This is a genomic window from Streptomyces sp. NPDC047061 (assembly GCF_040643955.1).
In the GTDB taxonomy this organism is placed as follows: domain Bacteria; phylum Actinomycetota; class Actinomycetes; order Streptomycetales; family Streptomycetaceae; genus Streptomyces.
Genome location: NZ_JBEYVI010000014.1, coordinates 105,544 through 121,706, shown reverse-complemented (window position 1 = coordinate 121,706; position 16,163 = coordinate 105,544). Strand labels below are relative to the sequence as shown.

Here is a 16,163-nt window from a genome sequence, read left to right as displayed (position 1 = left end):
GCATGGGCGCGGCGCCGTCGAGGACCGCCGGGGTGCCGGCGGATGCCGTACTGCTCGGTTTCGTACGGGCGTTGCGGGCGGCGGGGGTGGATGCGAGCGCCGAGCGCGGGTACGCGTTCCTGCGCGCCGTGGCCGCGCTGCGGCCGGGGCTGCGCTCGGACGTGTACTGGGCGGGGCGGGCCACGCTGTGCGGCGGCCACGACGACCTGGAGCGGTACGAGCGGGTGTTCGCGGCCTACTTCGGGCCGGTCGGCGCACCACCCGTCCGGCAGCCGGTGCGGACCGCTCCCCCGCCGCGGCTGCGGCTCGTCGCACGGGAGGCGGCCGGCGCACCCCGCTCCGCCGGCGGGAGCGAGCCGCCGGGCCCGCCCACCGCCGCCCTGGCCAGCTCCTCCGAAGTCCTGCGGCACCGCGACGTCACCGAACTGGACCCCGCCGAACGGGACCAACTGCGCCGTCTGCTGGCCGCGTTCACGCTGGAGGGGCAGACCAGGCGCTCGGCGCGGCGCCGGCCCGCCCGGCGCGGTCAGGTCGATCCGCGGCGCACAGTACGGGAGCTGCTGCGGCGCGGCGGGGAGCCGGCCCTGCTGCGGCGGCACGCGCGGGTGGCACGACCACGCCGGGTGGTGCTGCTCGTCGACGTGAGCGGTTCGATGGGGCCGTACGCCGACGCGCTGCTGCGGTTCGCGCACGCGGCGGTGCGCACGGGCCGCACGGAGGTGTTCACCGTCGGTACCCGGCTGACCCGGGTGACCCGCGAACTGTCGCACCGGGACCCCGATCTGGCGATGGCGGAGGTCGCGGCGGCCGTGCCCGACTGGCGCGGCGGCACCCGACTCGGCGAGCTGCTGCGCGAGTTCCTCAACCGGTGGGGGCAGCGCGGCATGGCGCGGGGCGCGATCGTCGTCCTGCTCTCGGACGGCTGGGAGCGCGGCGATCCGGAGCTGCTCGGGCAGCAGATGCGCCGGCTGCACGGCCTGGCGCACCAGGTGGTCTGGGCGAACCCCCGCAAGGCCCGGCCCGGTTACGCACCGCTGGCGGCCGGGATGGCGGCGGCGCTGCCCAGCGTCGACTCCTTCGTCGCCGGGCACAGCCTGGCCGCTCTCGAGCGGCTCGCCGCAGTGGTGCGGGGCGCCCAGGACGGTGCTGCGCCGGGGAAGGGAGCGGACGGTGCGTGAGATTCTGCCGACGCTGGCCGGCTGGCACGCGGCCGGGATCCCGTTCGGCCTGGCCACGGTGGTGGCGGTCAGCCGCAGCGCGCCGCGCGGACCCGGTGCGGCCATGGCCGTGGGTCCGGACGACGAGGTGGTGGGCAGCGTGTCCGGCGGCTGTGTCGAGGGCGCCGTCTTCGAGCTGGCGCAGGAGGTCGTCGCGACCGGCGAGCCGTCGCTGCAGACCTTCGGCTACAGCGACGAGGACGCGTTCGCGGTCGGGCTGACCTGCGGCGGCGAGATCACCCTGCTGGTCCGGCCGGTGACCGCGGACTCCGACCCGGAGTTCGGCGCGGTCGCCGCGTCGGTCGCGGAGGGCGAGCCGGTGACCGTGGCCACGGTGGTGGACGGCCCCGCACCGCGGGGGGCCACGCTCGCCGTCTGGCCGGACCGGGCGGCCGGCTCCCTCGGCACCACCGGCCTCGACGTCGCCGTCACCGCCGACGCGCGCGGCGAACTCGCGCTCGGCGCCTCGGTCCTGAGGCACTACGGCCCGCACGGCGAACGCCGCGAGGACACGGTCACCGTGTTCCTCCAGTCGTTCGCACCGCCGCCCCGGATGCTGGTCTTCGGCGCGATCGACTACGCGGCCGCGGTGGCCCGGATCGGCGACTTCCTCGGCTACCGGGTCACCGTGTGCGACGCCCGCCCGGTCTTCGCCACCCCGAAGCGCTTCCCCGCGGCCGTCGAGGTCGTCGTCGACTGGCCGCACCGCTACCTGAGCGGCACGGACACCGACGACCGCACGGTGATCTGCGTCCTCACCCACGACCCGAAGTTCGACGTGCCGCTGCTGGAGGAGGCGCTGCGCCGGCCGGCCGCCTACATCGGCGCGATGGGCAGCCGCAGGACCCACGGCGAGCGGCGCGCACGGCTGGCCGAGGCCGGTCTCACCGAGGCCGAACTGTCCCGGCTGCGCTCGCCGTTGGGCCTCGACCTCGGCGCCCGTACCCCGGAGGAGGTCGCGGTGTCCGTCGCCGCCGAGATCGTCGCCCTGCGCTGGGGCGGCAGCGGCGCGCCCCTGGCCACGACCACCGGCGCCATCCACGCACCCGCCGTCCACTGACCGGGCCGGCCGTCAGGAGGAGTGAGTCATGGAACTGCACCACGAGTTCGGCGTCCCCGTCCCGGTCGACGAGGCCTGGCACGCGCTCCTCGACATCGAGCGGGTCGCGCCGTGCCTGCCGGGCGCGGTGGTCGAGGACTACGACGGCCGGACGGTGACCGGTTCGGTGAAGGTCAGGGTCGGCCCGGTCACGGTGACCTACCGGGGCACGGCGGTCTTCGAGGAGCAGGACGGGGCGGCGCACCGGATGGTGCTGGTGGCGAACGGCCGGGAGACCCGCGGGCAGGGCACCGCCCGGGCAACGGTCACCGCGACACTCGCCGAACGCGACGGCGGTACCGCGGTGTCGGTCCGTACCGACCTCACGGTGACCGGCCGTCCCGCGCAGTTCGGGCGCGGGGTGCTGTCGGAGGTCGGCGACCGGCTGGTGGGGCAGTTCGCGGACTGCCTGGCGGAACGGCTGGCCGAGCGGGTGCCCGGCCCCGGCGGCGAACCGGAGCCGCCGGGCGAGGACTTCGGGGAGGCCGTACCGGCGCAGCCGCTCGACCTGCTGCGTACGGCCGGGGTGCCGGTGGCCAAGCGGGCCGCCGCGGTGGCCGCCGTGCTCGCCGTGCTCACGGTGGCGGCGGCACGGCTGCGCCGGCGCCTTCGGCGGCATCGCGCAGGCCACCGGTGACTGTTCCGTCCGCCGAACACTATGAACACAACGCCCGGGCCATGGTTCCGGTCCCGGACCGCTCCCTAGCATCGCCGCGGACGGCGCGACGAAGCGCCGACGAGGACAGGGAGCCGCGCCTTGGACAGGTCGAGAACCCCCGCACGGGTCCGCCGGACGAGCCGCCACCGGCGTACCGGACTGCTCGCCTCGCTGGCGGCGGCGCTCACCGCCGCCTTCGCCGGCGCCCCTCCCGCACAGGCGGAGACCCCACCGCCGGCCGCCGTCTCCTGCCCGGCCGAACTCGACGGCAGGGCCACCTGCTACACCGGCCAGGACGCCAACGGCGCCTACTACGCCATCGCCGTCCCCGAGCACTGGAACGGCTCCCTGGTCGTGCACGCCCACGGCGGCCCCGACCTCGGCACCGGCTCGGACCCGGCCCGCAGCGTCGACGACCTGGCCCGCTGGTCGGTGATGGTGAAGGAGGGGTACGCCTGGGCCGGTTCGTCGTACCGCAGGGGCGGTTACGGCACCCGCATGGCCGCCGAGGACACCGAGAACGTGCGCCGGCTGTTCGTCGCGAACTTCGGGAAGCCGCGGCGGACTTATGTGCACGGCCAGTCCTGGGGCGGGGACGTCGCCGCCAAGGTCGTCGAGGTGTACGGCAGGCGGGGCGGACCGTACGACGGGGCGCTGCTCACCAGCGGTGTCCTCGGCGGCGGGTCCCGGGGGTACGACTACCGCGTCGACCTCCGCGTCGTCTACCAGTACTACTGCCAGAACATGCCCCGGCCGACCGAACCCCAGTACCCGCTGTGGCAGGGGCTGCGCGCGGACTCGACGCTGACGACGGCCGGACTGCGCGCCCGGCTCCAGGAGTGCACGGGCTACGCCTCGGCCCCGCAGGACCGCACCGCCCTCCAGCAGCGCAACCTCGACGACATCCTCGCCGTCACCGGCGTCCCCGAGCGCACCCTGGAGTCGCATCTGCGGTTCGCGGTCTTCACGTTCCGGGACATCGTGATCGGCCGGCTCAGCGGTCGTAACCCGTTCTCGAACCTGGGTGTCCGGTACTCGGGGTCGCACGACGACGCGGCGCTCAACGCCGGGGTCGAGCGGTTCGGCGCCGATCCGACGGCGGTGCGCGACCTGTCCTACGACAGCGATCTCACCGGCAAGGTGTCGATCCCGGTGCTCACGCTGCACGCGATCGACGATCCGACGGCGTTCGTGGAGCACGAGGCGGCCTACCGGGCCACCCTGCGCGGCGCGCACCAGGACCGGTACCTCGTGCAGACGTTCACCCACGAGTCCGAGCACAGTGCGCTGAGCGACGCGGAGTACGCCGACTCCATTGCGGCACTGGATGGTTGGGTGCGCACGGGCCGGAAGCCGACGCCCGGGACGATCGCGGACTCGTGCGCCGCGTTCGACCGGACCTACGCCACGGGCTGCTTCTACGACCCGGACTTCCACCCCGCCTCCTATGCCTCCCGGGTCCGGCCGCGGCCGGGCGGGCTGCACTGGCCCGCCATGACGGCGGCGCAGGAGAAGCGGTGGAGCAGGATCGCCGGGGTCGGGATCGCGCCCTGACGGAACGCCTCAGCGTGGCGGCAGCCGGTGCAGGGTCACCTCGGTGAGCGCGCCGTCCGCGGCGGTCGCGGTGAGGTAGGTGCAGTGGGGCTGGCGGCGGCGGTCGGTCGGGGAGCCGGGGTTGAGCAGCCGCAGGCCGCCCGGGGCCGTGGTGTCCCACGGGATGTGGCTGTGCCCGAAGACCAGGACGTCCAGGTCCGGGAAGCGGGCGGCACAGCGGACCTCGCGGCCCTGGGCGGGGCCGGTCTCGTGGATCACCCCGAAGCGCAGGCCGCCCAGGTTCGCGTAGGCCACCTCGGGAAGCCGGGCGCGCAGGCCGGGGCCGTCGTTGTTGCCGTACACCCCGATGAGGCGACGGCTGCGGCTCTCCAGCAGGTCGAGGGTGGCCTCGTCGACCCAGTCGCCGGCGTGCAGGACGACGTCCGCGCGCGGCAGCTCGGCGAGGAGCCGGTCCGGGAGCCGCTTGGCGCGCAGCGGGAGGTGCGTGTCGGAGATCAGGAGCAGGCGCACCCGGCCAGCGTAGGCCAGCTGACCCCGCCGAGATCCTCAGCCCAGACTTAACAGTCTTGACTGAGCAGTCTCGACTGGACAGTCTCGGCTGACGGTTCTACGGTGGGCGCATGGCAGAGATCTCCGACTCCGCGACCCGCACGGCACGCGACCTGCGCGTGATGTTCAGCAGGATGCGCCGCCGTATCCGGGAGGTCGCCCAGGACGCGGACCTCACCCCGTCGCAGGAGTCGGCCCTCACCCTGGTGTCGAAGCACGGCGCGGCCACGGCCAGTGCGCTGGCCTCCGCCGAAGGGGTGCGGCCGCAGTCGATGGCGGCCACCCTGGCCGCGCTCGACCAGCAGGGCCTGATCCGCCGCAGCCCCGACCCGACCGACGGCCGCCGCCAGCTGGTCACCCTGACCGAGGCCGGCCAGGCCCGCGTCGAGGGCAACCGGCAGGCACGCGACGAGTGGCTGGCCCGCGCCTTCCAGGAGCGGTACACCGAGGACGAGCGCCAGGTCCTCCTCACCGCGATCGAGCTGCTGGAACGGCTGTCGCGCCCGTGACACCGAGGGTCGCCGCGGACCCCCGCGAGGACACCCGCGCGGCCCCTGCCCGGCCGCTCCCCGGCCCGGCTCACCCCGGAATCCCGTCAAGCCCCCCCGAAAGGCCTGATCCATCCCATGTCCCTGAGCACGCTCGACCCGCGCACCGCCCTTGTCGTCATCGATCTCCAGCAGGGCATCGTGGCCATGCCCACCCAGCCGTACACCGGCCCCGAGGTGGTGGCCCGCGCGGTGGAGCTCGCCGACGCCTTCCGCGCCCAGGACCTGCCGGTGGTCCTGGTCCGGGTCTCCTTCGCCGCCGACTTCGCCGACGCCGTCCCGGGCCGCACCGAGCGCCAGGCGCGCGGCCTCGCCTTCCCGGAGGGCTGGGACGTGGTCGTCGACGAGCTCTCCGGCCACGACGGCGACATCCATGTCACCAAGCACAACTGGAGCGCCTTCCACGGCACCGGTCTCGACGTCCAGCTGCGCCGCCGGGGCGTCACCCAGATCGTGCTGACCGGCATCGCCACCAGCGTCGGCGTGGAGTCCACCGCCCGCGACGCCTATGCGCACGGCTACCACGTGACCCTCGCCACCGACGCCATGGCCGACGCCGACCCCGAGGCCCACCGGGGCAGCGTCGAGCGGATCTTCCCGCGGCTCGGCGAGTCCGGCAGCACGGCGGAGGTTCTTGAGCTGCTCGCCAGGACCCACGGCTGAGGCCACCGCCGAGGCCACCGCGCACACTACGTCCGACCAGCCCTTCTGATGCACGGATGACTCTTCACAACCCGGTCTTACCCGGAGGTGGGACACGCCTGTGGACAGGGCCGGGTTAGCATTCGGCCACAAGTAGGTGCCGTCCAGGCAAATGGGCGGCTTATCCAGGGGGCTAGGAAACCGGATGCCGGTCAAAGTCAGTGTTGTCGTCCCTGTGTACAACCCGGGGCCCTATATCGAGGACTGCATCGCCTCGGTGCTGCGGCAGTCGCTGCCGCGCGACGAGTACGAAGTGATCTTCGTGGACGACGGGTCCAGCGACGAGACACCGGCCCGGCTCGACGCGGTCGCCGCCGAGCACCCGCACGTGCACGTCATCCACCAGGAGCCCTCCGGCTGGTCCGGCAAGCCCCGCAACGTGGGCATCGCCGCGTCCAAGGGCGAGTTCGTGATGTTCGTCGACAACGACGACTTCCTGGGCGACGAGGCCCTGGAGCGGATGTACAACTACGGCGTCGAGAACGAGGCCGACCTGATCATCGGCAAGATGGCCGGCAAGGGCCGCCCGGTGCCGGTCGAGCTGTTCCGCCGCAACCACCCGCGGGCCACCGTCGAGAACGCCCCGCTGATGGACAGCCTGACCCCGCACAAGATGCTGCGCCGGTCCTTCCTGGACCGCATCGGGCTGCGCTTCCCCGAGGGCCGCAGGCGGCTGGAGGACCACGTCTTCGTCGCCGAGGCGTACCTGCGCGCGTCGAACATCTCCGTGCTCAGCGACTACGTCTGCTACTACCACCTCAAGCGGGACGACGCCTCCAACGCCGGTTTCCAGCGCTTCGACCCGGTCGGCTACTTCGGGAACCTCCGTGAGGCCCTCGACATCGTCGAGCGCTACACCGAACCCGGCCACACCCGCGACCTGATGTTCCGCCGCTGGCTGCGCAGCGAGATGGGCGAGCGGCTGCGCGGCAAGCGGTTCCTGAAGCTGCCGGACGACTACCGCAGGGAGCTCTTCGACGAGATCCACAAGGTGATCGCCGAGCGCATGGGCCCCTCCGTGTTCGCCCTCCTTGAGCCGGCCCACCGGGTGGTCACCGAGCTGGCCGGCGCCGGCCGCTACGAGGACGTGCTCGCCGTCGCCGAGTGGGAGGCGGCCATCGCCCCCTCGACGGCCGCGGGGAGCGTCACCTGGGACGGCGACGCCCTGAAGATCGGGTTCAGCGCCGAGTACGCCGTCGACGGCGCGCCCAAGACCTACCCGGCCGACACCTCGGGCGCCGAGCCCGAGGGCCCGGCCGCCTCGGCCGCGGACGCGATCGCCCGGCTGGAGCGCGGCACCGCCGCCCGCTTCGCGCGCGCCAGGGTCGACCTGATGATGCGCGAGCGCGAGACGCACGCCCAGTTCTTCCAGCCGGTCGAGTTCACCCGCGAGACCCTCCCCGTCGAGGGCGAGCCGGACCGCGTCCGCCTGGTCGTGAACGCCACCGCCACCGTGGACCCGGCCACCGCCGCCAGCGGCGCCCCGCTGCCGCCCGGGCTGTGGGACGCGTTCGTCCGCCTGACGATCGGCGGCTGGACCCGGGAGCACCGGCTGTTCCCGGTGTCGAAGGACCCGCTGCCCGCACTGCCCGTCCCGGGCGTCGTCGGCGGCCACCGGGTGCTGCCGTACTGGACGGTCAAGAACAACTTCGCCCTGGACATCGACCAGGCGGGCAAGCGGCTCGGCTTCGGCGAGTTCAAGCCCGCGGACTTCACCGTCGCCGGCGACCGGTTGCGCGCGGTGCTGCCGTTCCACGTCACCGGCGACGTGAAGGCGGCGGTCCGGCTGACCGGTCCGAAGCCCGCCGCCGAGGTGCTGGAGGTGCCGGCCACGCTGTCGCCCGCCGAGGGCGGCCACGCCGTGCTGGACGCCCCGCTGCCGGTGCGGTCGCTGCAGCAGGGCGGCTGGCGTCTCGCCCTGTGCCTGGTCGCGGACGCCACCGAGCCGCGCTTCTTCACGCTGCCGCTCGTCGTCCGCAACTCCCCCGAGGGCCTGAAGGTCGCCAAGCCGACCCCGAAGAAGCCCAGGGCCGCCGCCGCACCCCGGCCGAAGCCGCGGCCGGGTATCGCCCGCCGCCTGGCCCGCAAGCTCCCGCTGCCGGTGCGCCGCGCGCTGGTCAGGGCGCTGGTCAGGGGCCGGAAGCCCGCACGACAGGAAGGCAAGTAAGAACCGTGCGACCGCTGAGCATCGAAGGCGCCTGGGTCCAGGAGCCCAAGGTCTTCCCCGACGACCGGGGCAGCTTCCACGAGTGGTTCAGGGCCGGGGAGTTCCGTGAGGCCCTCGGCTACGACCTCGACCTCGCGCAGGCCAACTGCTCGGTCTCCCGGCGCGGTGTGCTGCGTGGCATCCACTTCGCCGACGTGCCGCCGAGCCAGTCCAAGTACGTCAAGTGCGTGCGCGGGGCCGTGCTGGACGTGATCGTGGACATCCGGGTCGGCTCCCCCACGTTCGGCAACTGGGAGGCGGTGCGGCTGGACGACGAGAACCGGCACGCCGTGTTCCTGTCGGAGGGCCTGGGCCACGCGTTCATGGCGCTGACCGACGACGCCACCGTGGTGTACCTGTGCTCGGCCGGGTACGCGCCCGGCCGTGAGCACGGGATCAACCCGCTCGACCCCGCCCTCGGCATCGAGTGGCCCGAGGGCCTGGAGCCGGTGCTGTCCGAGAAGGACGCCGAGGCGCCGTCGCTGGCCGAGGCGGCGGAGTCCGGGCTGCTGCCGTCGTACGCGGACTGCGTGGCCTACTACGAGCAGTTGCGCGGCTGACGACCGCGCCGGGGAGCCGGGCCGTGGCCCGGCTCCCCGGTGGGTGGTGCGGTGTCAGGACTTCGCGTAGCGCTGCTTCAGTGCGCTGCGCTTGTTGCTGCCCTCGGCATTCCGGCCTTTTTCGATGATCACCAGGTTGTGGTAGAAGTGCACGCCGACGACATTGAGGTCCGTGTACGACGGCTGGTAGTTCTCGGTCACGAATTCCTCGTAATTCAGCCCGTCCGTCAGCCGCTTCAGCATCCCCATACTGGTGTGCGCGGCGTCGAGGTCCTCGCTGCCCTGCCATTCGGGCCAGTACGAGGACTGCGTGTCCTCGACGATGTAGATGCCACCGTCCTTGAGACGCGGGAAGAGCGTGGCGAAGGTCGTGAGCACATGCGGACTGCGGTGACTTCCGTCGTCGATGATGACGTCCAGCTCACCGATCTTGTCGGCGATCGAGTTCAGCGACGACGGGTCCGACTGGTCACCGATGAACGTCGTGATGCGGTCCTCGTCGACAAATGACTTGTCCTGGATGTCCATTCCGAAAATCTGCGCCTTCGGGAAGAACTGCTTCCACATCCGCAGGGAAGCACCACCCTGACCTGGCCTGTTGTAGCCGCCGATGCCGATTTCCAGCAGGTTGAAGGACTCGTTCCTCAGGTGTCCGAGGTGGCGCTGGTAGTGCTGGGTGTAGCGGTGTATTCCCCACTTGTCCGTCTTGAAGTGCTGGGCGAGTTTGTTGAGATCGCCGGAGATCGCGTCCAGCCCTGTCGGCTTGGCCGGCTGGGCCGGCCGCGCGGACAACCGCCGCTTCAGTCGTCGCAGGACCCGCACATTCTTCTCACCCAGTACGGACTTCACGGTCGCTCGCATCGACATCGCGGGACAAATCCTTTCCCTACCCGACCCACAAGACATTCAAAGCATCATCGTAGTGACGTGGGGCACTCCACAAGGGGCGAACACGGCGTCCTGTGAAAAAGACCGGCGGGCTCCGGTATTTCCGAACGCCGCAGGGCGGCCGACCTGCTCGGTGAGCGGTCGGCCGCCCTGCGGCGCATCGGTGCGAAGTGCCTTATGCGGGTATCTCCTTGCGGATGAGCGGCAGCCCCTCCTCAAGGGCCTGCCGCCAGTCCCGCAGCGGCTCCAGACCCACCTCGGCCCACCGGTCGTGCCCGAGGGCGCTGTAGGCGGGGCGGGGTGCCGGGCGGACGAACGCCTCGCTGGTGGTGGGGCGCACCCGCTCCGGGTCGGCGCCGAGCAGCCGGAACACCTCCCGGGCCAGCTCGCACCAGGTGGCCGCACCGGAGTTGGTGCCGTGGAACACGCCGTGCGCGCGCCCGTCCCGGCCGAGGCGGGGGCCCAGGTCGGCGATCCGGGCGGCCAGGTCGGCGCTCCAGGTGGGCTGGCCGCGCTGGTCGTCGACGACGTCGAGGGTGTCCCGGCGGGACTCCAGCTCGATCATCGTGCGCACGAAGTTCTTCCCGTGCGTGCCGTACAGCCAGGCCGTGCGGACCACCGCGCTGGCGCCCGGCAGCTCCGCCAGGACGGCCCGCTCGCCCGCGAGCTTGGTGCGCCCGTAGGCGGTGCGCGGGTCCGTCGGATGGTCCTCGGGATACGGGCTGGTGCGGGCCGCGCCGTCGAAGACGTAGTCCGTCGAGACGTGGACGAGGCGGGCGCCGTGCCGGGCGGCGGCACGGGCCAGCAGGCGCGGCCCCTCGCCGTTGATCAGCAGAGCCCGCTCCTCGTCGGTCTCGGCGTCGTCGACGGCCGTGTACGCGGCGCAGTTCACCACCAGGTCGGGCTGGTGCCCGGCGACTGCGGACTCCACCGAGTCGGCGCTGGTGATGTCGAGGTCGGCGCGGCCGAGGGCCACGACCTCCGCACCCCGGCGGGTGAGTTCCTCGACCACGTCGTGGCCGAGCATGCCGCCCGCTCCGGCGACGAGCCACTTCATCAGTGCTTCCCCTGCTCCTTGCGGGACTCCAGGGCGGCGCGCTCCTTGAGCGGCTCCCACCAGTCCCGGTTGTCGCGGTACCAGGCGACGGTGTCGGCGAGGCCGGAGGTGAAGTCGTGCTTGGGGGTGTAGCCCAGCTCGTCGTGGATCTTGCTCCAGTCGACGGAGTAGCGCTGGTCGTGGCCCTTGCGATCGGCGACGCGGTCGACGCGGTCCCAGTCGGCGCCGCAGGCGTCCAGGAGCAGCCCGGTGAGCTCCTTGTTGCTGAGCTCGGTGCCGCCGCCGATGTTGTAGACCTCGCCGGGACGGCCGCCGGTGCGGACCAGGTCGATGCCCTGGCAGTGGTCCTCGACGTGCAGCCAGTCGCGGACGTTGCTGCCGTCGCCGTACAGGGGCACGTTCCTGCCGTCGAGGAGGTTGCTCACGAAGAGCGGGATGACCTTCTCGGGGAACTGGTGCGGCCCGTAGTTGTTGGAGCAGCGGGTGACGCGGACGTCCAGGCCGTGGGTGCGGTGGAAGGCCAGCGCGAGCAGGTCCGAGGAGGCCTTGGAGGCGGAGTACGGCGAGTTCGGCTGGAGCGGGTGGCTCTCGGGCCAGGAGCCGGTCTCGATGGAGCCGTAGACCTCGTCGGTGGAGACGTGCACGAACGGTCCGACACCGTGCCGCAGGGCCGCGTCCAGGAGGGTCTGGGTGCCGACCACGTTGGTGCGGACGAACGCGCCGGCGCCGTCGATGGAGCGGTCGACGTGCGACTCTGCCGCGAAGTGCACGACCTGGTCGGCCTCCGCCATGAGCCTGTCGACCAGCTCGGCGTCGCAGATGTCGCCCTGCACGAAGGTCAGGCGGGGGTGCGACGCGGGCAGGTTCGTCAGCGTGCCCGCGTAGGTGAGCTTGTCCAGCACGGTGATGTGCGGCGCGTCGGGCGCGTCGGCGGCGAGCAGGCCGCGGACGTACGTGGAGCCGATGAAGCCGGCGGCGCCGGTGACGAGGAGGTTCATGAACGGATCTGCACCTTGCTGTGGTCTCCGAGAACGAGGCGGTGGGCGCTGGGGGTGCCGGTCGCCGGGGTCACCTCGACATGCCGGCCGATCAGCGAGGACTCGATCCTGCCCACCCCGTCGATGGAGGAGTCCCGCAGCACTATGGAGAACTCCAGCTCGCTCTCGGTGATCCGGCAGTTCTCGGCGATCGACGTGAAGGGGCCCACGTAGGAGTCGCCGACGACGGTCCCGGCGCCGATCACGACCGGGCCGACGATCCGGGAGTTGCTGACGCGCGCACCGGCCTCGACGACCACGCGGCCGACGATCTGGCTGGTCTCGTCGACCTCGCCGTCGATGCGCGGCTCCTGGGCCTCCAGGACGGTCCGGTTGACCTCCAGCATGTCGACGACGTTGCCGGTGTCCTTCCAGTAGCCCTTAATCACCGTGGAGCGCACGTCGGCGCGCTGGTCGATGAGGTGCTGGATGGCGTGGGTGATCTCCAGCTCGCCGCGCCAGGACGGCTTGATGGCGCGCACGGCGTCGTGGATGGCGGGCGTGAAGAGGTAGACGCCGACCAGGGCGAGGTCGCTCTTGGGCTCCTGCGGCTTCTCCTCCAGGCCGACCACCTGGCCGTCGGCGTCCAGCTCGGCGACACCGAAGGCGCGCGGGTTGGGCACGTGGGTGAGGAGGATCTGGGCGTCGGGGCGGGTCTCGCGGAACTCGTCGACCAGTCCGCTGATGCCGCCGACGATGAAGTTGTCGCCGAGGTACATGACGAAGTCGTCGTCGCCGAGGAACTCGTGCGCGATCAGGACCGCGTGGGCCAGGCCCAGCGGGCGCTCCTGCGGGATGTAGGTGACGTCCAGGCCGAACTTCGACCCGTCGCCGACCGCCTCCTCGATCTCGGCGGCGGTGTCGCCGACGATCATCCCGACCTCGGTGACGCCCGCGGCGGCAAGGGATTCGAGCCCGTAGAACAGCACGGGTTTGTTCGCCACCGGTACGAGCTGTTTCGCCGATGTGTGGGTGATCGGCCGCAGCCGGGTTCCGGCACCGCCGGAGAGCACCAAAGCCTTCATTCGCTACACCTTATAGGTGAACATCCGATTGAGACGTTCTTCTGTTTTCCTGATGGGTTACGACAGTATGGCTCTGATGCGGACGCCACATGACCGCGAGGTGCCCCTGCAGTGGGCATCCAGCCCGGTTTGTCCCATGGTTAAGGAATGGTTCAAGAGCTCTCCGGCCGGGCCGCCGCGCGTTCCACCGCCGCCTCGATCTCGGCCCGCGACCGGCCCTCGTCCCGGGCGTACTCGTTCACCGCGGTCAGTTCGTCGCGGGCCAGGTCGCGCCAGGCGCGCAGGGCGGTCTCGTAGGTCTCCGACTGGGCGCCGCCGGGCTGCTGCCGGGCCGGTGGCCCGTAGGTGTCCCGCAGTTCCAGGACCGTGTCGTGGGCCGCGTCGGCCGCGCGGTGCTTCGCCACGAGTTCTTCGAAGGTGTGTGCCACGTAAGGACACTAAGGAGGGTCGGCCCGCGCCGCCTGTCGAGAGCGGGGGCCGGCGGGGTTCAGTCCTCCAGCACGAGGTCCGCCCACACCTGCTTGCCGCCGCTGGCCGGCACCGTCCCCCAGGCCACCGCCATGGCCTCCACCAGGAGGATGCCGCGCCCGCCGGTGGCCTCCCAGCCGATGTTGGTGGGCTTCACCGGGCTGCGCGGCGAGGCGTCGGCGACGGCGATCCGCAGCCGGTGGTCGACCAGGGTCAGGTCGAGCCGGACCGGTCCGTCGGTGTGGATGAGGGCGTTGGTGACGAGTTCGGAGACCACCAGCAGGGCGGTGTCCATCGACTCGTCGGTCACACCCCAGGAGCGCAGCACCCGGCGGCTGAAGCGGCGGGCGTGCCGGGCGGCCTCGGGGACCCGCCACACCGTCCAGCTCTCGCGCAGCGGGCGGACGGCCATCCCGTCGTAGCGCATCAGCAGCAGGGCGACGTCGTCGGCGCGGTGTGCGTTGCCGAGCAGAGCGTCGGCGGCCAGGCCCAGCTGGGCGGGGTCGGTGCCGGCGAGGTCGCGGGCGAAGCGCTCCATGCCGTCGTCGATGTCGGCGTCGGGTGACTCGACCATGCCGTCGGTGGTGAGCGCGAGCACGGTGCCGGGGCGCAGGCTGAGCTGGGTCATCGGGAACTCGGTCTGGCCGAGCACGCCGAGCGGGGGGCCGCCCTCGGTCTCGGTGATCAGCGTGGCGCCGTCCGGGTGGCGCAGGACGGGCGGCAGGTGTCCGGCGCGCACGCACCAGGCGGTGCCGTCCTCCATGTCGACGTCGACGTAGCAGCAGGTGGCGAAGAGGTCGCTCTCCATGTCCAGGAGGAGCCGGTTGGCGTGCGAGACGACGACGTCGGGGGTGTGGCCCTCGGCGGCGTAGGCGCGCAGGGCGGTGCGCATCTGGCCCATCAGGGCGGCGGCGCTCGCGTTGTGGCCCTGGACGTCGCCGATGACGAGGGCCACGTGGTTGTCGGTCAGCGGGATCACGTCGTACCAGTCGCCGCCGACCTCCAGGCCGACGGTGGTGGGCAGGTAGCGGGCGACGGCCTCGCCGCCGGGCAGGTCGGGCAGCCGGCGCGGCAGGAGGGCGCGCTGGAGCATCCCGACGAGCTCGTGCTCGGCGTCGAAGGAGTGGGCGCGCATCAGGGCCTCGCCGGCGAGGCCGGCGGAGGCGGTGAGCAGGGCGCGTTCGTCGGGGCCGAAGTCGTGCGGGCTGTCCCAGCCGATCAGGCAGGCGCCGGCCATCCGGCCGCCGGCGGGCAGCGGAAGGATGGCGAGGCCGCCGGGGCCGACCTCGGCGAGCGCGGGTTCCAGGGCGGCGCCCGCGGGCCAGATCTGGGCCCGGCCCTCGCGCAGTGCGGTGGCGAGGGTGGGCATGGCGCGCACGGGTGCGTCGGGCCATTCGGTGCGCCACTCCCTGCGCCAGAGTTCGGGCCAGCACTCGGCGTCGGGCGGGTCGAGGACGATGACGACCAGGCGCTCGTTCTCCAGCTCGGCCAGGGCGATCCGGTCCGCCTTGAGCGGCGCGCGCAGGGCGGTGACCACGGCCTGGCTGACGTCCTTGACGGTGCCGGCGGTGGCCAGGGCGGCGGCCAGCTGCTGCACGCGGGCCACGTCGGTGACGTCCGAGCGGAGCGTGGAGGCGTCGGCGACGGTGCCGGCCAGCCGGGCCGGGCGCCCCTCGCCGCCGGGGACCAGCCGGCCGCGCAGCCGCAGCCACTTGGGCGGGCCCGAGGGCTGCAGGATCCGGAACTCCAGCTCGCGGTCGCCGATGGACATGTGGTCGGCCTCGACGACGGACATGAGGGCGGGCAGGTCCTCGGGCACGGTACGGCCCAGCAGCGTCTCGACCTTGCCGTCGAACTCGTCCCGGCCCATCCGGAACAGGTCGAGGATGCCGTCGCCGACGGCGATCCGGCCGGTGTCCATGGCGAGGCTGAAGGCGTCGGCGGGCAGTTCGCCGGTGTCCGTGGCCGAGGGGAGCGGAGCGGGCAGGGCGACCGCCCCGGCGACCAGGTCCAGGCAGGCCCGGTCCTCGGGGCCGAAGCCGTCGTCCCGCTCGCTGACGGCGACGAGGAGTCCGGTGCCGCCGGGCAGCGGGACGACGGCCAGCCAGAACTCCTGGGACGGGGTGCGTCGCGCCTCCGGGCAGTCGGCCAGCTCGTCGGGGCCGAGCAGGACGGGCCGCCCGGTGCCGTACGCCTCGGCCGCCGGGGACCGCCCGACGGCCGGGTAGGCGTCGCGCAGTCCGTAGAGGGTGCGGGGCAGGCCCGCCGACTCGGCGAGGCGCAGCACGGTGCCGTCGTCGCCGGGCGCGTACGCCCCGGCGAAGGCCGCGCCGGCGAACACCAGTGCCTGTTCGAGAACGCGCCGGAGCCGATCGGGTGCGCCGGGATCGCCAGTGAGCGTTTCGAGGGCGATTTCGGCGCGATCGGTTCTCGTTCCGCGTACCGCAGCGCCCTCACTGACCACGCCGCCATTACAGCGCTTATGAGGCGTCTGCGCAGCCCCTGTGACCGTTCCGTGGAGGGCGGGGGGCGAGTGCGCCCGAAACGCACCGAACATGTCGTGCCCCGGGCGCCCCGCGCGGCGCCTGCGTCCCG

The 16,163-nt window shown here is 72.7% G+C and carries 15 protein-coding genes; 8 read left to right on the top strand and 7 right to left on the bottom strand.

The features are described from left to right. Window positions 1-2 precede the first annotated feature (2 nt). The 4 genes from ABZ887_RS21650 (at window position 3) to ABZ887_RS21635 (ending at window position 4,528) form a co-directional block, all read left to right on the top strand. Window positions 3-1,178: a VWA domain-containing protein gene (locus ABZ887_RS21650; RefSeq protein WP_361291785.1), complete on the top strand. Its 1,176-nt coding sequence runs from the start codon at window positions 3-5 to the stop codon at window positions 1,176-1,178. Further along, window positions 1,171-2,277, top strand: a complete 1,107-nt coding sequence (locus ABZ887_RS21645) for an XdhC family protein (protein WP_361291783.1) — start codon at window positions 1,171-1,173, stop codon at window positions 2,275-2,277. The genes ABZ887_RS21650 and ABZ887_RS21645 overlap by 8 nt, the downstream gene beginning before the upstream one ends. Before the next feature lie 28 nt (window positions 2,278-2,305). Further along, window positions 2,306-2,953: an SRPBCC family protein gene (locus ABZ887_RS21640; RefSeq protein WP_361291781.1), complete on the top strand. Its 648-nt coding sequence runs from the start codon at window positions 2,306-2,308 to the stop codon at window positions 2,951-2,953. A gap of 180 nt (window positions 2,954-3,133) precedes the next feature. Then, window positions 3,134-4,528: a DUF6351 family protein gene (locus ABZ887_RS21635; protein WP_361291947.1), complete on the top strand. Its 1,395-nt coding sequence runs from the start codon at window positions 3,134-3,136 to the stop codon at window positions 4,526-4,528. A 9-nt stretch (window positions 4,529-4,537) separates the two neighbouring features. Here ABZ887_RS21635 and ABZ887_RS21630 read toward each other — a convergent pair whose 3' ends face one another. Then, window positions 4,538-5,038, bottom strand: a complete 501-nt coding sequence (locus ABZ887_RS21630; RefSeq protein ID WP_361291779.1) for a metallophosphoesterase — start codon at window positions 5,036-5,038, stop codon at window positions 4,538-4,540. Between the two features lie 110 nt (window positions 5,039-5,148). Here ABZ887_RS21630 and ABZ887_RS21625 point away from each other — a divergent pair, with 110 nt between their 5' ends. From ABZ887_RS21625 to rfbC, 4 genes are all read left to right on the top strand, one after another. After that, window positions 5,149-5,586: a MarR family transcriptional regulator gene (locus ABZ887_RS21625; protein ID WP_361291777.1), complete on the top strand. Its 438-nt coding sequence runs from the start codon at window positions 5,149-5,151 to the stop codon at window positions 5,584-5,586. A 117-nt stretch (window positions 5,587-5,703) separates the two neighbouring features. Further along, a complete protein-coding gene (locus ABZ887_RS21620; RefSeq protein ID WP_361291775.1) occupies window positions 5,704-6,288 on the top strand; it encodes a hydrolase in 585 nt (194 codons plus the stop codon). 184 nt (window positions 6,289-6,472) lie between these two features. Next, window positions 6,473-8,494, top strand: a complete 2,022-nt coding sequence (locus tag ABZ887_RS21615) for a glycosyltransferase family A protein (RefSeq protein WP_361291773.1) — start codon at window positions 6,473-6,475, stop codon at window positions 8,492-8,494. 5 nt (window positions 8,495-8,499) lie between these two features. Next, window positions 8,500-9,093 (top strand): dTDP-4-dehydrorhamnose 3,5-epimerase, encoded by a 594-nt coding sequence (rfbC, locus tag ABZ887_RS21610; protein WP_361291771.1) that lies wholly within the window; start codon window positions 8,500-8,502, stop codon window positions 9,091-9,093. Between the two features lie 54 nt (window positions 9,094-9,147). Here the strand turns inward: rfbC and ABZ887_RS21605 are convergent, their stop codons facing one another. From ABZ887_RS21605 to ABZ887_RS21580, 6 genes are all read right to left on the bottom strand, one after another. Continuing rightward, window positions 9,148-9,960: a class I SAM-dependent methyltransferase gene (locus ABZ887_RS21605; RefSeq protein WP_361291769.1), complete on the bottom strand. Its 813-nt coding sequence runs from the start codon at window positions 9,958-9,960 to the stop codon at window positions 9,148-9,150. 196 nt (window positions 9,961-10,156) lie between these two features. Then, on the bottom strand, window positions 10,157-11,038 hold the full coding sequence (gene rfbD, locus ABZ887_RS21600) for a dTDP-4-dehydrorhamnose reductase (protein WP_361291767.1): 882 nt from the start codon (window positions 11,036-11,038) through the stop codon (window positions 10,157-10,159). Next, the gene (gene rfbB, locus ABZ887_RS21595; protein ID WP_361291765.1) at window positions 11,038-12,036 is read right to left on the bottom strand and encodes a dTDP-glucose 4,6-dehydratase; all 999 of its coding nucleotides are present in this window, start codon (window positions 12,034-12,036) and stop codon (window positions 11,038-11,040) included. The genes rfbD and rfbB overlap by 1 nt, the downstream gene beginning before the upstream one ends. Beyond that, entirely contained in the window at window positions 12,033-13,100 is a 1,068-nt protein-coding gene (locus ABZ887_RS21590) for a glucose-1-phosphate thymidylyltransferase (protein ID WP_361291763.1), read from the bottom strand. The genes rfbB and ABZ887_RS21590 overlap by 4 nt, the downstream gene beginning before the upstream one ends. 152 nt (window positions 13,101-13,252) lie before the next feature. After that, window positions 13,253-13,528 carry a hypothetical protein gene (locus ABZ887_RS21585; RefSeq protein WP_361291761.1) on the bottom strand — a complete coding sequence of 92 codons (276 nt, stop codon included), beginning with the start codon at window positions 13,526-13,528 and terminating at the stop codon, window positions 13,253-13,255. A 59-nt stretch (window positions 13,529-13,587) separates the two neighbouring features. Then, the gene (locus ABZ887_RS21580) at window positions 13,588-16,032 is read right to left on the bottom strand and encodes a SpoIIE family protein phosphatase (protein ID WP_361291758.1); all 2,445 of its coding nucleotides are present in this window, start codon (window positions 16,030-16,032) and stop codon (window positions 13,588-13,590) included. Between the last annotated feature and the right edge of the window lie 131 nt (window positions 16,033-16,163).

Bases quoted from the DNA above. Each gene is read 5' to 3' on its own strand.
- ABZ887_RS21650 (WP_361291785.1), top strand. From the start codon at position 3: ATGGGCGCGGCGCCGTCGAGGACCGCCGGGGTGCCGGCGGATGCCGTA.
- ABZ887_RS21640 (WP_361291781.1), top strand. From the start codon at position 2,306: ATGGAACTGCACCACGAGTTCGGCGTCCCCGTCCCGGTCGACGAGGCC.
- ABZ887_RS21625 (WP_361291777.1), top strand. From the start codon at position 5,149: ATGGCAGAGATCTCCGACTCCGCGACCCGCACGGCACGCGACCTGCGC.
- ABZ887_RS21620 (WP_361291775.1), top strand. From the start codon at position 5,704: ATGTCCCTGAGCACGCTCGACCCGCGCACCGCCCTTGTCGTCATCGAT.
- ABZ887_RS21615 (WP_361291773.1), top strand. From the start codon at position 6,473: ATGCCGGTCAAAGTCAGTGTTGTCGTCCCTGTGTACAACCCGGGGCCC.
- ABZ887_RS21605 (WP_361291769.1), bottom strand. From the start codon at position 9,960: ATGTCGATGCGAGCGACCGTGAAGTCCGTACTGGGTGAGAAGAATGTG.
- rfbD (WP_361291767.1), bottom strand. From the start codon at position 11,038: ATGAAGTGGCTCGTCGCCGGAGCGGGCGGCATGCTCGGCCACGACGTG.
- rfbB (WP_361291765.1), bottom strand. From the start codon at position 12,036: ATGAACCTCCTCGTCACCGGCGCCGCCGGCTTCATCGGCTCCACGTAC.
- ABZ887_RS21590 (WP_361291763.1), bottom strand. From the start codon at position 13,100: ATGAAGGCTTTGGTGCTCTCCGGCGGTGCCGGAACCCGGCTGCGGCCG.